Below are 16,155 nucleotides of genomic sequence, written 5' to 3' on the forward strand. Positions count from 1 at the left end.
GTTAAGAATCCATGTCACTTTGAGTGCCCACACAGATTGTCTGATAAATTGTTAAAGAGCAGTGCAACGCGGCTTTCGCTCACCGTTGCGAGGTCCCGTATATTACGTTTTCCTCATTCAGAGTCAAGCGATTATTTTTGCTTTTCTCTGCCGGCGTTCATCTCTGAACCCCGCTAACCCGGCGGCCTGTAAGCCGTTGTTCCGTGTCAGTGGAGGCGCATTATAGGGAGTTCTCAGACGTTGACAACCCCTCTTTTAAAAAAAACTTTCAACCGTCTCTTTTTTGCTCAAAACCGTGCTACAGCGCCAGTTTTTCGAGCGTTTCAAAGCCATAACGGCGTAAAACGGGTAAAAGTTGCTCAGTCTCTTTCGTGATGGCCATACAAAACGCGATATTCGCATCGGTAGATTTCGCATCCGGCGCTTCATGCTCCAGCAGCCAGGCCGTACGACGGGCGATAGCCGCGCCGGAATCCACCAGGCGCGTCCCCTCCGGCAACACCTCTAATAGCTCTTCCTGTAATAGCGGGAAATGGGTGCAGCCCAGCACAACGGTATCCGGAGGTTCGGGCATCCGCAGCCACGGACGAAGAATACGACGCAGCTCGTCGAGTGATACCGCTTTTCCATGCAGCTTCGCTTCAGCCATCTCCACCAGCTCAGCCGAACCCAGCATCGCAATCTGGCATTCGTTGGCAAAACGGTCGATCAGCTCGCGGGTATAAGGACGCTTTACCGTGCCTCGCGTTGCCAGCAAACCCACAATACCGTTCGCCGTCAGGCGCGCGGCAGGCTTTATCGCAGGAACAACGCCCACAACCGGGAACTGGAATTTTTCACGCAGGGCGGGAAGAGAAACGGTGCTCGCCGTATTACAGGCGATGACGGCCAGCGCAAGGGGATAGCGCTTTTGTACCGCGGTGACGATTTCAACCACACGCTCAACAATAAAATCTTCGCTCTTTTCCCCATACGGGAAAGCGACGTTATCGAAGGCGTAGATGTAATGGAGATCCGGCAGGAGATGCCGAATCTCATCATAGACCGAAAGCCCACCGACGCCGGAATCAAACACCAGCACGGTGGGACGCGGATTAGAAGGTGTAGCTGCCAGACAAGGTGTATTCCCGTCCTGCAGTTTGGTAGCCATAAACTGTCTCGTAATCTTTATCGAACAGGTTGGCTATTTTACCACGAACTGTGAGATGTGAGGTGACAGGATACGAAACTGCGACATCCCACAGGCTGACACCGCCCATTTTTACTTTCTCAGACGGATAAGCACCAAAGTCAGTGTCGTAACGCGTACCGAGATAGTGATAAGTCAGGCTCCAGTCGAAATCATAGATCTGCGTGTCGAGCTGATATTTCACCTGCTGCTTAGCACGACGGTCCAGAAGTTCGTTGGTTGCGGCATTGCGGGCATCCACATAGTCGTAGCCTACGGTATGCGTCAACGGACCCGTATCAAACGATGCTGTCGCTTCCACACCTTTAATGCGCGCTTTACCGACGTTGTAATATTGCTGAAGGTTATTATCGAAGTCGATGAGATTATCGACGTCATTACGGTAGCCGGAGACGCGCCAGCTCACGCCGGCCGTCAGGCCTTCAAACGCACCTTCCCACTGCTTGCTCTCTTCGGGATCAAGATGGTCATTGCCATAGAAACCATAGAGTTGACCCAGATTCGGTGCTTTATAGGCCGTACCATAAGAAGCAACGAAGCGGTAACCCTCCACGAACTCCCAGGCTGCACTACTTTGCCAGGTGCCATGGCGACCGAACTGAGAGTTGTCATCGCTGCGAACCGCTCCTTCCAGAGTGAAGTCACCAAACTGCTGCAACCCGGTCAGGTAAACGCCGGTGTTACGCAGGTCGTAGCCGTTGGTCACGTAGTTTGTACCCGGCTCGGTGCTCTGCTTCTGCCAGTCAACGCCCGCGCCAATGTTCCCATGGCCAACGTCAACGGAGTTCAGCCACTGGACGTTGTACTGTTTGATTTCATCCAGGGTGGCTGTCGAATCATAGCGGCCTAAATTTGGGTCGTAGTTATAGTCCTTGCTGTGGCTATAACTGGTGAGCAGCTGTGAATGGAAGATGTCATCGTTGAAGCGCAATCCTGCATCCCAGGTCTGACTATAGAGCTGGCGGGTATCGACCAGTACGTCAGGGGTAAATGAACTGTAGTAACCGTCGTAGGCAGTACGGTTGCTGTAGCCAAAGCCGCGAACAAATCCGCTCCACTGCTCCGAGAATGCGTGATCCACTGCACCATAGAGCGTTTTATTCATAAAGCCGTCGCGATCGGTCTGGGCAAGGCCACCATTGTTGCCATCCGCAACCACATCAAACCCTTTGGTATAGGTGTAATCACCCGCAAGCGTGACGCGCGTGCTGTCGCCCAATGTTTGCTGAGTACTGCCGCCATAATTCTGGTAACCATGCGACCCTACACCTGCATTCAGCGTGGTACCGTCCTTCGCGCGAGTGGTAATAATGTTTACGACTCCGCCGATCGCGTCCGAGCCGTATACCGCCGAACGCGGTCCACGAACATATTCGATACGCTGCACCAGGGAGATCGGGAACTGGCTGAGATCGGACGACCCCGTAACGCCCGCCTGGTTAAGGCGGATCCCATCAACAAGGATCAGGACGTGGCTGGAGTTGGTGCCACGTATAAAGAGAGAAGAGAGTTGCCCCATCCCGCCATTTTGCGCCGTATCCACGCCGGGCAGGCGACGCATAACATCCAGGACTGAGGTTGATTGCCAACGGTCAATATCGGCACGCGTAACAACGGAGGTTGCAGCCAGAATAGTTTTTTCAGGTTGTTCAAAACGATTTGCCGTCACCACCAACGAGTCAGCGCTATCCTGCGCCCAGCCCGAAAATGCCGTGACGGACAACGCCGTCAACAGCGATACTTTTTTAATCATTGTTAAAGCATCCACAATATAAGAAGGATGCCGCAGGCCTCATCGATAGCACGCGATGATGAAACCAAATGCGACGTGATCCCGGCAGGTCTTCGGGCTAGGTGGCTATATAAGGATGAAGACTTCCCATTTTCACAGTGTCTACAACGCTCATCCCGCCAGACTTTACCGCTGCGCGTCAGCTCCAGATTTACACTGGATTCCCTTTTCACTCTCAGGAGACCGGAAACAGAATGCTACAATTAGACACGTATGGATGTCCAGACAGCTATTGCCCATTAAATCTGGACATCCCCTGAACAATGCCTACAATCCCCGCGTAATTCTTTATCACTCAGGACGCATCATGACCCCAGAACACCTCCCGACAGAACAGTACGACGCGCAGCTGGCAGAGAAAGTCGTCCGCCTGCAAAGTATGATGACGCCTTTCAACGCGCCCGTTCCCGAGGTGTTCCGCTCTCCCGTCAGCCATTACCGCATGCGCGCCGAGTTCCGCATCTGGCACGACGGTGACGACCTGTACCACATCATTTTCGATCAGCAGACGAAATCCCGTATTCGCGTGGACAGCTTTCCGGCGGCGAGCGAGCTCATTAACCAGTTGATGACGCTGATAATGGACGGCGTGCGCAACAATCCTGTACTGCGTAACAAGCTGTTCCAGATTGACTACCTGACCACGCAAAGCAATCAGGCGATTGTCTCCCTGCTGTACCACAAAGCGCTCAATGACGAGTGGCGCGAGCAGGCAGAAGCGCTGCGCGATGCGCTGCGCGCGCAGAACATCAACGTTCACCTGATTGGCCGCGCGACAAAAACCAAAATCATGCTGGATCAGGACTACATCGACGAGCGCCTGCCGGTGGCAGGTAAAGAGATGGTGTATCGTCAGGTCGAGAATAGCTTTACACAGCCGAACGCTGCGATGAACGTGCAGATGCTCGAGTGGGCGCTGAAGGCGACGGAAGGGTCAACGGGCGATCTGCTTGAGCTCTACTGCGGTAACGGCAACTTCTCGCTGGCGCTGGCGCGTAACTTCGATCGCGTTCTGGCAACGGAAATCGCCAAGCCGTCGGTGGCTGCCGCCCAGTACAACATTGCCGCTAACCATATCGATAACGTGCAGATCGTTCGTATGGCCGCAGAAGAGTTCACGCAGGCCATGAACGGCGTACGCCAGTTTAACCGCCTGGAAGGGATCGATCTCAAGAGCTACCAGTGTGAGACAATTTTTGTCGACCCGCCGCGCAGTGGCCTGGACAGCGAAACCGAGAAGATGGTGCAGGCGTACCCGCGTATTTTGTACATCTCCTGTAATCCGGAGACGCTGTGCAAGAACCTCGAAACATTAGGCCAGACGCACAAGGTTGAACGTCTGGCGCTGTTCGATCAGTTCCCGTATACGCACCATATGGAGTGTGGCGTTTTACTTACCGCACGGTGATCTGTAGGCCGGATAAGCGTAGCGCCATCCGGCGTTTTTGGCAGGTGGCGCTTCGCTTACCTGCCCTACAAATAATTCATTACTCTGGTAACTGGCTTTTACGGCTACGCATGCGCGAGCCAATCCAGAACACCAGCGCCACAGACAGTACCGCAGGGAAGAAGTTAGAGCCGATATCCGGATACTCCGCGCGAACCACGGTGCTATACAGCAATACGCCCAGAATAAAGCAGGCAGCGGCCAGCCCCGGTAACCCCACCGGCATGGTGCGGTTCAGGTAACGTTGATGCAGGCAGTAAACCGTCAGCACCAGCGCAATAAGCGGGAAAATCGAAAATGGAACGATTGAGCTAAAAATAGCGGCAAACGTACCATTAATGGATAAGCCAGCGATCAATGCCAGCAACAGCGTCCCTTTATCCTGACCTGACTGTTTCATTACTCACCTTCACTCTTCGGTTTGATGTGCCAGTTTCTCTTGTTCACGGCGATACCAGTAGTACGCGCCTTTGGAGATCATCCTGAGCTGCAATACCAGCCGCTCTTCGAGCTGCTTGCGTTGTTCAATGCTGACATCCAGCGCTTCGGCACCCGCGCTGAAAACAATCGTCACCATCGCCTCGGCCTGTGCTTCAGTAAACGCACGCGGCATATGGTTTTCGAGTTCAAGATAGTCGGCAAGTTCCGCGATGAAGTGCTGAATTTCACGCGCGACGGCGGCACGAAACGCCGCCGATGTGCCCGAACGCTCGCGCAGAAGCAGACGAAACGCGTTGGGGTTATTGCCGATAAATTCCATAAAGGTCGATACGGAGGTGCGGATCACGCTGCCCCCTTTGGCGATACGCTGACGCGCCTGGCGCATCAGCTGGCGCAGCATCAGACCGCTCTCGTCGACCATGGTCAGGCCCAGTTCATCCACATCACGGAAGTGACGATAGAAGGACGTTGGCGCAATCCCGGCCTCGCGTGCGACTTCGCGCAGGCTCAAACTGGCAAAACTCCGCTCAGCACTCAGTTGACTGAATGCGGCTTCCACCAGCGAACGCCGGGTTTTCTCTTTTTGTTGTGCTCTTACGCCCATCACGATAGTTGAATCCTTCCAAAGGCCTGATGGCACTATACCAGAGAATAAAATTAATCTGTTTGCCAGGCTTTGTGAATGATTGTTTACGTGCGGTTTGTGCTCCACTGCCCGAAAAAAGCACAACGATAATTGGGTTACTCTGGCAATGATGTTATGATTCTGTTGCTTTTATGTATAAGAACAGGTAAGCCTTACCATGCCACATTCCTACGATTACGACGCAATAGTTATTGGTTCCGGCCCCGGCGGCGAAGGTGCTGCTATGGGTCTGGTGAAACAGGGAGCCAGAGTAGCGGTCATCGAGCGCTACCATAATGTCGGCGGCGGTTGCACCCACTGGGGCACCATCCCTTCGAAAGCCCTCCGCCACGCCGTTAGCCGCATTATCGAATTTAACCAGAACCCTCTTTACAGCGACCACTCCCGACTTCTTCGTTCATCCTTTGCTGACATCCTGAATCACGCGGATACCGTTATTAACCAGCAGACACGCATGCGTCAGGGATTTTATGAGCGTAACCACTGTGAAATTTTGCAGGGCAACGCGCATTTTGTGGATGAACACACCCTGGCACTCGAATGCCACGACGGGTCGGTTGAAACCATCACGGCTGAAAAATTTGTGATTGCCTGCGGTTCACGCCCGTACCATCCGGCCGACGTGGACTTCTCGCATCCGCGCGTCTACGACAGCGACTCGATTCTGAGCCTGCACCATGAACCCCGCCACGTCATTATCTATGGCGCAGGGGTCATTGGTTGCGAATATGCGTCGATCTTCCGCGGAATGGACGTCAAAGTTGACCTGATCAACACCCGTGACCGCCTGCTGGCGTTCCTCGATCAGGAGATGTCGGACTCCCTTTCCTACCACTTCTGGAACAGCGGCGTGGTGATTCGCCACAACGAAGAGTACGAGAAGATTGAGGGCTGTGACGACGGGGTGATCATGCACCTGAAGTCCGGCAAGAAGCTGAAAGCGGACTGCCTGCTGTACGCCAACGGCCGTACCGGCAACACTGATTCTCTGAAGCTGGAAAATATCGGGCTTGAGACCGACAGCCGCGGTCAGCTGAAGGTCAACAGCATGTATCAGACCGCCCTGCCGCACGTTTACGCGGTCGGCGACGTGATTGGCTACCCAAGCCTGGCCTCAGCCGCTTACGACCAGGGACGCATTGCCGCACAGGCGCTGGTAAAAGGCGAAGCGACGGCGCACCTGATCGAAGATATTCCGACGGGTATCTATACCATCCCGGAAATCAGTTCAGTCGGCAAAACCGAGCAGCAGCTGACGTCAATGAAGGTGCCTTACGAGGTGGGTCGCGCGCAGTTTAAACATCTGGCGCGGGCGCAAATCGTGGGGATGAGCGTGGGAACGCTGAAGATCCTGTTCCATCGCGAAACGAAAGAGATCCTCGGCATTCACTGCTTTGGTGAACGCGCGGCGGAAATCATTCATATCGGCCAGGCGATAATGGAGCAGAAAGGCGGTGGTAACACCATTGAGTACTTCGTTAACACCACCTTTAACTACCCGACCATGGCGGAAGCCTATCGGGTAGCCGCGCTGAACGGCTTAAACCGCCTGTTTTAACGCGCTGTCGAAATGGCCATCCATCGAACCACGGATGGCCTCTGCCAGCTGCTCATAGCGGCTGCGCAGCGGTGAACCCGGACGATACACCAGGCCGATAGTGCGACGCGGCTCCGGCTTAATGCACGGCAGATAAACCACGCCATCACGTTTACGCTCGCGCGGCACGGCCAGCGCAGGCAGCAGCGTAATACCGCTTCCCGCCGCGACCATATTACGCAGCGTTTCCAGGCTGGTTGCGCGGAAATGGGTATCTTCATCCGCACCCGCTTCAAAGCAAAAGCCCATCGCCTGATCGCGCAGGCAGTGGCCATCTTCCAGCATCAGCAGCTTTTCACCGGCCAGATCGGCCATCGGCACGCGATCGCGGTTCGCCCACGGGTGATCTTCATAGATCGCCAGCATCATCGGCTCATCGAACAGCGGCACTTCAATAAAGGCTTCACTCTCTTTCACCAGCGCCAGAATGGCGCAGTCGAGCTTGCCGCTGTCTAACTGCGCCAGCACTGATGGGTTTGCGCTTCATGCAGGTACATTTCGAGTTTCGGGAACGTCTGGTGCAGCATCGGAATGATGTGCGGCAACAGGTACGGGCCAACGGTTGGGATCAGGCCAATATGCAGCGGGCCGGACATCGCCTCCCCCTGCTGGCTTGCCATTTCCTTGAGCACTTTGACCTCGCGCAGCACGGTGCGCGCCTGATCCACCAGCAGCAGACCTGCCTGTGTGAACAGAACCTTACGACTGGTGCGCTCCAGCAGCATCACGCCCAGCTCGTCTTCCAGCTTGCGGATCTGACCGCTCAGCGTGGGCTGGCTGACGTGGCAGGAATCTGCCGCGCGGCGAAAGTGACGATGCTCGGCTAACGCTACCAGGTATTCAAGATCACGAATATTCATTATTCATCCTCCGTCGCCACGATAGTTCATGGCGATAGATAGCATAGCAACGAACGATTATCCCTATCAAGCATTCTGTTGAATAATACACCACATAGACGAGGCGGCGCGTGTTTGACCCTTGACGTCCCCGCACCGTCAGCGAGTTTCTCTCAAAACTCGAACAACTAAAGCCAACGTGAACTTTTGCGGACCCCGTGGTCCGCTTTTTTTTTGCGTAAAAAAACCCGCAGATAAAAGCAAAATGGCAACCGAAGCTGCCATTTTTCGTGTTTACCCCTTTTCCCCGTGACATTTTCATAAGCATCTCTTATCTGGCGCAATGCGAATTAAATTTCGTAAATTGCCCGCATTTATTCGTTTGCTGAACCGTTTTCGCAGCAATTGACGACGGGGGTTTTACGTGGCTTTATAAGGGGAGATGACAAAATAATGTCCAGAAAATTTTCGCCTGGGCATAAACAAAAATGATGGGGTGACTGGGTTTTTATGAACGAACAATATTCCGCGTTGCGTAGTAATGTCAGTATGCTCGGCAAAGTGCTTGGAGATACCATCAAAGACGCGTTGGGGGAGAACATCCTTGACCGCGTTGAAACCATCCGCAAGCTGTCTAAATCTTCCCGTGCCGGTAACGAGGCCAGTCGTCAGGAGCTGCTCACCACCTTGCAGAACCTCTCTAACGATGAGCTGCTGCCCGTTGCACGCGCATTCAGCCAGTTTCTGAACCTGGCTAACACCGCTGAGCAATACCACAGCATTTCGCCAAACGGCGAAGCGGCAAGCAACCCGGAAGTCATTGCCCGCACCCTGCGTAAACTGAAAGACCAGCCAGACCTCAGCGAAGCCACCATTAAAAAAGCGGTGGAGTCACTTTCGCTGGAGCTGGTGCTGACCGCACACCCCACTGAAATTACCCGTCGCACCCTGATCCACAAAATGGTGGAAGTGAACAACTGTCTGAAGCAGTTGGATAACAAAGACATTGCCGACTACGAACGTAACCAGCTGATGCGCCGTCTGCGCCAGCTGATTGCCCAGTCCTGGCACACCGATGAAATTCGTAAGCATCGCCCAAGCCCGGTCGACGAAGCCAAATGGGGCTTTGCGGTAGTGGAAAACAGTCTGTGGGAAGGGGTGCCTAACTACCTGCGCGAGCTGAACGAACAGCTGGAAGAGAACCTCGGCTACCGCCTGCCGGTCGACTTCGTTCCGGTCCGCTTCACCTCCTGGATGGGTGGCGACCGCGACGGCAACCCGAACGTGACCGCAGAAATTACCCGTCACGTCCTGCTGCTGAGCCGCTGGAAAGCGACCGACCTGTTCCTGAAAGATATTCAGGTGCTGATCTCCGAGCTTTCGATGGTTGAAGCGACGCCGGAACTGCGCGCGCTGGCCGGAGAAGAAGGTGCCAGCGAGCCGTACCGTTTCCTGATGAAGAAACTGCGTGGTCAGCTGATGGCCACTCAGACCTGGCTGGAAGCGCGTCTGAAAGGTCAGCGCCTGCCAAAACCAGAAGGTCTGCTCAGCCAGAACGAACAGCTCTGGGAGCCGCTGTATGCCTGTTATAAATCACTGCAGGCCTGCGGGATGGGCATCATCGCTAACGGCGAACTGCTCGACACCCTGCGCCGCGTGAAGTGTTTCGGCGTGCCGCTGGTGCGTATCGACGTACGTCAGGAAAGTACCCGTCATACCGAAGCGCTGGGCGAGCTGACCCGCTATCTCGGCATCGGCGACTATGAAAGCTGGTCCGAAGCCGACAAACAGGCCTTCCTGATCCGCGAGCTGAACTCGAAGCGCCCTCTGCTGCCGCGCAACTGGGAGCCAAGCAACGAAACCCGCGAAGTACTCAACACCTGTAAAGCGATCGTGGACGCGCCGAAAGGATCGGTGGCCGCCTATGTGATCTCCATGGCGAAGACCCCGTCAGACGTGCTGGGCGTTCACCTTCTGCTGAAAGAAGCGGGAATCGACTACGCTCTGCCGGTCGCCCCGCTGTTTGAGACCCTCGACGACCTGAACAACGCCAACGACGTCATGACCCAGCTGCTGAATATCGACTGGTACCGCGGCTTTATTCAGGGCAAACAGATGGTGATGATTGGCTATTCTGACTCCGCGAAAGACGCGGGCGTGATGGCGGCATCCTGGGCGCAGTATCAGGCGCAGGACGCACTGATCAAAACCTGCGAGAAAGCCGGTATTGAACTGACCCTGTTCCACGGACGCGGTGGCTCGATTGGCCGTGGCGGCGCGCCTGCACACGCAGCGCTGCTGTCGCAGCCGCCGGGAAGCCTGAAAGGCGGCCTGCGCGTCACAGAGCAGGGCGAGATGATCCGCTTCAAGTACGGTCTGCCGGAAGTGACCATCAGCAGCCTGTCGCTCTACACCAGCGCTATCCTGGAAGCAAACCTGCTGCCGCCGCCGGAGCCGAAAGCATCCTGGTGCCATATCATGGACGAGCTGTCTGATATCTCCTGCGATCTGTACCGCGGCTACGTGCGTGAAAACAAAGATTTCGTCCCTTACTTCCGCTCGGCCACGCCTGAGCAGGAGCTGGGTAAACTGCCGCTGGGCTCACGTCCTGCGAAGCGTCGCCCGACCGGTGGCGTAGAGTCTCTGCGCGCGATCCCGTGGATCTTCGCCTGGACACAGAACCGTTTGATGCTGCCCGCCTGGCTGGGTGCCGGTGCCGCGCTGCAAAAAGTGGTGGAAGACGGTAAACAGAACGAACTGGAAACCATGTGCCGCGACTGGCCGTTCTTCTCTACCCGTCTGGGCATGCTGGAGATGGTCTTCTCGAAAGCCGACCTGTGGCTGGCGGAATACTACGACCAGCGTCTGGTGAAACCAGAGCTGTGGGCGCTGGGTAAAGAGCTACGCGAACTGCTGGAAGGCGACATCAAAGTGGTGCTGGACATCGCCAACGACTCACATCTGATGGCGGACCTGCCGTGGATTGCCGAGTCTATTCAGCTGCGTAACATCTACACCGACCCGCTGAACGTCCTGCAGGCAGAGCTGCTGCACCGTTCGCGTCTGGCGGAAGAAGAAGGTAAAGAGCCGGATCCGCGCGTTGAACAGGCGCTGATGGTGACGATTGCGGGTGTTGCTGCGGGTATGCGTAACACCGGCTAATACGCTATGCCTGGCGGCGCCGCGCTTGCCCGGACCTATGATTGATAGGCCGGGTAAGCGTTAGCGCCACCCGGCACATTTCGGTAGTCTTCTCATGCATTTCGATATCACCCAAATTTTGGCAGACCTGGTGAACCGCACGCTACCGCTGGGTCAGATTCATTTCTCAGCGCTGTCTGAACAATACACCCGAACATCTCCCTGCCTCGTCATTACCCTTGATACCCTCTGTGAGGCGATATTTTCATCCTTTGGACACTTAACGCAGCCATCGCCTGACGCCCTGAGCATACATTTCGGTAAGCAGCTGCTGACTATCGAGTTACAGCATGACAATACGCTTGTGCAGCAGCTCCAGGTTGCCCGCCGCGGTCCGCGAACGGGTGCTTTTCTTCTGCAGACGCTAACCGAATTACAGATGCAGCCGGATGAGCAAGAGACCGCGATACTGGTGGTATTAAGCCTGCTCAGCCACTGCCGGGATCTGCTTGGCAGCGATATCCACACCGCCAGCCGCAGCCGCGCCCTGTTTGAGGCCATTCGCCGCTTCATTGAAGAACATCATGCTTCGGCGTTAACCCGTGAATCCGTCGCGCAGGCGTTCTACGTCTCGCCGAACTACCTTTCCCACCTCTTTCAGAAGATTGGCAACGTGGGGTTCAACGAATACCTGACCCAAACGCGACTCGAACACGCGCGCCAGCTGCTGAAAGGCTACGATCTTAAAATCAAAGATATCGCCGCAAGCTGCGGGTTTACAGACAGCAATTACTTCTGCCGTCTCTTTCGCAAGCACACCGAGCGTTCCCCTTCCGAATATCGTCGCCAGTATCACAGCGAGCTGATCGCCAAAAAATAGCATTGTGATCGCTCTCGCACTTCGCTAAGGACATTACATTTGTCCAGTATTTGGCAAAATTGGCCTGTATCCGCTCTGCCTGCCCGCGTCTTATCCTTTATTCAACCTTTCTGACTTAAGGAAAAATAATGGAACTGTACCTGGATACCGCCAACGTGGCGGAAGTTGAACGCCTGGCGCGTGTTTTCCCCATTGCGGGCGTTACCACCAACCCGAGCATCGTTGCCGCCAGCCGTGAATCCATCTGGAACGTGCTGCCGCGTCTGCAAAAAGCCATCGGACCGGAAGGCACGCTGTTTGCTCAAACCATGAGCCGCGATGCCGAAGGCATGGTGGCGGAGGCCAAACGCCTGAGTAACGCCGTCCCTGACATCGTGGTGAAAATCCCGGTGACGGCTCAGGGGCTCATCGCGATTAAGGCATTGAAAAAAGAGGGGATAACCACGCTGGGAACCGCCGTTTACGGCGCGGCACAGGGCCTGCTCGCCGCGCTGGCAGGCGCGAAATATGTCGCGCCGTATGTAAACCGCGTTGACGCTCAGGGCGGTGACGGCATTCGCATGGTCCAGGAGCTGCAATCCCTGCTGGAAATACACGCGCCGGAAAGCAAAGTGCTGGCCGCCAGCTTCAAAACGCCGCGGCAGGCGCTGGACTGCCTGCTGGCGGGATGCGAAGCAATCACGCTTCCCTTAGACGTAGCGCAACAAATGCTCGGCACGCCAGCGGTAGAGTCAGCCATAGAGAAGTTCGAGCAGGACTGGAAAAACGCGTTTGGTAACCTCAACCTCTAAGGGAGAACTGTTATGGACCGTATCATTCAATCGCCGGGAAAATATATCCAGGGCGCTGATGTGCTTACCCGTCTCGGCGACTATCTGAAACCCCTGGCCAATCGCTGGCTGGTTGTCGGCGATAAATTTGTGCTGGGTTTTGCCGAAGAGACCCTGCGTCAGAGTTTTAAAAAAGCCGAACTGCATGCCGAAATCGCGCCGTTTGGCGGCGAATGTTCACAAAATGAAATCGACCGACTGAAAAAACTGGCCGACAGCGCCGACTGTCTGGCGGTGTTGGGTATCGGCGGCGGTAAAACGCTCGATACCGCCAAAGCGCTGGCCCATTTTATGGATGTGCCGGTCGCTATTGCCCCGACAATTGCCTCCACCGATGCGCCGTGCAGCGCCCTTTCCGTCATTTACACTGACAGCGGTGAGTTCGATCGCTACCTGATGCTGCCGCACAACCCGAACATGGTTATCGTCGATACCAAAGTGGTAGCGGGCGCGCCAGCACGCCTGCTGGCCGCGGGGATTGGCGATGCGCTGGCGACGTGGTTTGAAGCACGCGCCTGCTCGCGCAGCGGCGCGACCACCATGGCGGGCGGCAAATGTACGCAGGCAGCACTCGCGCTGGCCGAGCTGTGCTACAACACGCTGGTTCAAGAGGGTGAAAAAGCGATGCTGGCGGCAGAACAGCATGTGGTTACACCGGCGCTGGAACGCATTATCGAAGCCAATACCTATCTCAGCGGCATAGGCTTTGAAAGCGGCGGGCTGGCGGCAGCACACGCTATTCATAACGGAATGACGGCGGTACCGGACGCGCACCACTTCTATCACGGCGAAAAAGTGGCGTTTGGTACGCTGACGCAGCTGGTACTGGAAAACGCGCCGGTAGAAGAAATAGAGACCGTCGCCGCGCTTTGTCACAGCGTTGGGCTGCCTATCACCCTGGCGCAGCTGAACATCAAAGAGGATATTCCGGCCAAAATGCGTCTGATCGCGGAAGCCTCCTGTGCCGAAGGGGAAACGATCCACAACATGCCCGGCGGCGTAACGCCGGATCAGGTATATGCGGCACTGTTGGTGGCCGACCAGTATGGGCAGCGGTTCCTGCAGGAGTGGGAGTAAATAGCGTGAATAAAAATCCCCGCATCAGCGGGGATTTTTTTGTCCGTAAGCCGGGTAAGCGTCAGCGCCACCCGGCACAACGATTACTGCAGGTCAAACCGGTCCAGATCCATCACCTTCGCCCATGCGGCAACGAAGTCGCGAACAAACTTCTCATGCGCATCATCACTGGCATAAACCTCTGCCAGCGCGCGCAGGACGGCGTTAGAACCGAAGACCAGATCGGCGCGGGTGGCGGTGTATTTCACTTCACCGCTGGCGCGATCGCTTCCGGCAAACAGTTCATTAGATTCGTCGGTCGCCTTCCACTGGGTGTTCATGTCCAGTAGGTTCACGAAGAAATCGTTGCTCAGCACGCCCTCGCGGTCGGTGAACACGCCATTCTTGCTGCCATCAAAGTTTGCGCCCAGCACGCGCAGGCCACCGATCAGCACCGTCAGCTCAGGCGCGGTCAGCGTCAGCTGCTGGGCTTTGTCGATCAGCAGTGACTCAGTGGTGGACACATCCACCTGCGCACGGTAGTTGCGGAAGCCGTCGGCAATCGGTTCGAGCAGGTTAAACATCTCGATATCCGTCTGATCCTGACGCGCATCGACGCGGCCCGGCGTGAACGGAACGTTGACGTAAACGCCTGCCGCTTTCGCCGCCTGCTCAACGCCCACCACACCCGCCAGCACGATGATATCGGCCAGAGAGGCTTTGTTGGTGGTGCGCTGGATAGCTTCCAGAGCCGGCAACGCGCGAACCGCTGCGGCGTTCACATCCCAGTCGCGCTGAGGGGCCAGCGCCAGACGCGCGCCGTTGGCGCCGCCGCGCTTGTCGCCGCCGCGGAAGGTCGACGCTGACGCCCAGGCAACGGAAACCAGTTCGCTCACGGAGAGGCCAGAGGCAGCGATTTCCGCCTTCAGGCTTTCAATGTCTTCTTTCGACGGATTGAACACCGCCTGCGGCAGCGGGTCCTGCCAGATCAGATCTTCTTTCGGCACTTCCGGGCCAAGGTAACGCGATTTTGGCCCCATATCGCGGTGGGTCAGCTTGTACCACGCGCGCGCGAAGGCTTCGTTGAAGGCCTGCGGATCGTTCAGGAAGCGGCGGGAAATTTTCTCGAATTCCGGATCAAAACGCAGCGTCAGGTCGGTGACCAGCATGGTAGGTTTGCGTTTTTTCGACGGGTCGAACGGGTCAGGCATGATTTCCGGCGCATCCACGGCTTCAAACTGAATCGCACCCGCCGGGCTGCGGGTCTGCACCCATTCGTATTTGAACAGGTTCTCGAAGAAGTAGTTGCTCCACTGGGTCGGGGTTTGCGACCAGATAACTTCCAGACCGGAGGTAATGGCATCTGCGCCTATTCCCGTGCCGTGCGTGCTGGCCCAGCCCAGGCCCTGCGCTTCAATCGGCGAAGCTTCCGGGTCGGTGCCGACGTGCGTGGCTTCACCCGCGCCGTGGGTTTTGCCGAGGGTGTGGCCGCCCGCGATCAGCGCAACGGTCTCTTCGTCGTTCATCCCCATGTTGCCGAAGGTGGCACGAATGGCCGCCGCAGCAGACAGAGGTTCACCGCTGGCGTTTGGCCCTTCCGGGTTCACATAAATCAGGCCCATTTCGGTGGCGGCCAGCGGTCGCTTCGCCAGCGCCTCCGGGTCACGGTGGGTTAGCCAGGCTTTTTCATCACCCCAGTTCACGTCCAGGTCTGGTTCCCAGACGTCTTCACGCCCGGCACCGAAACCAAACGTACGGAAGCCGGAGTTCTCCAGCGCCACGTTACCCGCGAGGATAAACAGGTCGGCCCAGGAAATTTTTTGTCCGTATTTTTGCTTGATTGGCCACAGCAGACGGCGCGCCTTATCCAGGCTAACGTTATCCGGCCAGGAGTTCAGCGGCGCAAAGCGCTGTTGACCGCGGCCTGCGCCACCGCGCCCGTCAACGGAGCGATAGGTACCCGCGCCGTGCCAGGCCATACGGATAAACAGGCCCGCATAGCTGCCCCAGTCGGCAGGCCACCACGGTTGAGAGTCGGTTAAAAGGGCTTTGAGGTCGCCTTTAAGGGCGGAGTAATCAAGTTTGCTGAATTCTTTGCGGTAGTCGAAGTCTTCACCCAGCGGGTTAGAACGATTGGAATGTTGGTTAAGAAGATCGATGCGGAGTTGTTTTGGCCACCAGTCGCGGCTGCCTGTACCTGCTCCCGCGCTGTGATCGACGCCGCCCTGGTGGAACGGGCATTTGCCGACCGATGCCGCTTTATTGGTCTCGTCTGACGTGCTCATCGCTATGCTCCC

The 16,155-nt window shown here is 56.3% G+C and carries 11 protein-coding genes, 1 pseudogene and 1 riboswitch; of the genes and pseudogenes, 6 read left to right on the forward strand and 6 right to left on the reverse strand.

The window, feature by feature from the left end; translation table 11 throughout:
* Positions 1–298: 298 nt before the first annotated feature.
* Together murI and btuB are read right to left on the reverse strand one after the other, a co-directional pair.
* A complete protein-coding gene (murI, locus tag ACZ6J2_RS19740) occupies positions 299–1,150 on the reverse strand; it encodes a glutamate racemase (RefSeq protein WP_023309660.1) in 852 nt (283 codons plus the stop codon).
* Positions 1,095–2,942, reverse strand: a complete 1,848-nt coding sequence (gene btuB / locus ACZ6J2_RS19745) for a TonB-dependent vitamin B12 receptor BtuB (protein WP_047059189.1) — start codon at positions 2,940–2,942, stop codon at positions 1,095–1,097. The genes murI and btuB overlap by 56 nt, the downstream gene beginning before the upstream one ends.
* Before the next feature lie 66 nt (positions 2,943–3,008).
* Positions 3,009–3,184, reverse strand: a riboswitch (cobalamin riboswitch).
* Positions 3,185–3,288: 104 nt separating this feature from the next.
* On the opposite strand from btuB, the gene trmA reads away from it, so the two are divergent.
* Positions 3,289–4,389 carry a tRNA (uridine(54)-C5)-methyltransferase TrmA gene (trmA, locus tag ACZ6J2_RS19750; protein ID WP_047059188.1) on the forward strand — a complete coding sequence of 367 codons (1,101 nt, stop codon included), beginning with the start codon at positions 3,289–3,291 and terminating at the stop codon, positions 4,387–4,389.
* A 79-nt stretch (positions 4,390–4,468) separates the two neighbouring features.
* On the opposite strand, the gene ACZ6J2_RS19755 is transcribed toward trmA, so the two are convergent.
* Entirely contained in the window at positions 4,469–4,828 is a 360-nt protein-coding gene (locus ACZ6J2_RS19755) for a YijD family membrane protein (RefSeq protein ID WP_008501783.1), read from the reverse strand.
* 9 nt (positions 4,829–4,837) lie between these two features.
* Positions 4,838–5,476 (reverse strand): HTH-type transcriptional repressor FabR, encoded by a 639-nt coding sequence (fabR, locus tag ACZ6J2_RS19760; RefSeq protein ID WP_008501784.1) that lies wholly within the window; start codon positions 5,474–5,476, stop codon positions 4,838–4,840.
* A gap of 196 nt (positions 5,477–5,672) precedes the next feature.
* Between fabR and sthA the strand changes: the two genes are divergently transcribed.
* Complete coding sequence (gene sthA / locus ACZ6J2_RS19765) at positions 5,673–7,073, forward strand: Si-specific NAD(P)(+) transhydrogenase (RefSeq protein ID WP_039265649.1); 1,401 nt, start codon at positions 5,673–5,675, stop codon at positions 7,071–7,073.
* Here sthA and oxyR read toward each other — a convergent pair.
* Positions 7,056–7,972: pseudogene (oxyR, locus tag ACZ6J2_RS19770) on the reverse strand (DNA-binding transcriptional regulator OxyR). The gene sthA and the pseudogene oxyR sit on opposite strands and share 18 nt — an antisense overlap.
* Positions 7,973–8,461: 489 nt before the next feature.
* Here oxyR and ppc point away from each other — a divergent pair.
* The 4 genes from ppc (at position 8,462) to gldA (ending at position 13,879) form a co-directional block, all read left to right on the forward strand.
* Complete coding sequence (gene ppc / locus ACZ6J2_RS19775) at positions 8,462–11,113, forward strand: phosphoenolpyruvate carboxylase (RefSeq protein WP_471726494.1); 2,652 nt, start codon at positions 8,462–8,464, stop codon at positions 11,111–11,113.
* Between the two features lie 94 nt (positions 11,114–11,207).
* On the forward strand, positions 11,208–11,972 hold the full coding sequence (locus tag ACZ6J2_RS19780; protein ID WP_471726495.1) for a helix-turn-helix transcriptional regulator: 765 nt from the start codon (positions 11,208–11,210) through the stop codon (positions 11,970–11,972).
* Between the two features lie 128 nt (positions 11,973–12,100).
* A complete protein-coding gene (gene fsa, locus ACZ6J2_RS19785; protein WP_196367618.1) occupies positions 12,101–12,763 on the forward strand; it encodes a fructose-6-phosphate aldolase in 663 nt (220 codons plus the stop codon).
* A 12-nt stretch (positions 12,764–12,775) separates the two neighbouring features.
* Complete coding sequence (gldA, locus tag ACZ6J2_RS19790; RefSeq protein ID WP_196367619.1) at positions 12,776–13,879, forward strand: bifunctional L-1,2-propanediol dehydrogenase/glycerol dehydrogenase; 1,104 nt, start codon at positions 12,776–12,778, stop codon at positions 13,877–13,879.
* 83 nt (positions 13,880–13,962) lie between these two features.
* Here gldA and katG read toward each other — a convergent pair whose 3' ends face one another.
* Complete coding sequence (katG, locus tag ACZ6J2_RS19795) at positions 13,963–16,143, reverse strand: catalase/peroxidase HPI (RefSeq protein ID WP_029739190.1); 2,181 nt, start codon at positions 16,141–16,143, stop codon at positions 13,963–13,965.
* Positions 16,144–16,155: the final 12 nt, after the last annotated feature.

It is taken from the genome of Enterobacter sp. E14S (genome assembly GCF_055666685.1).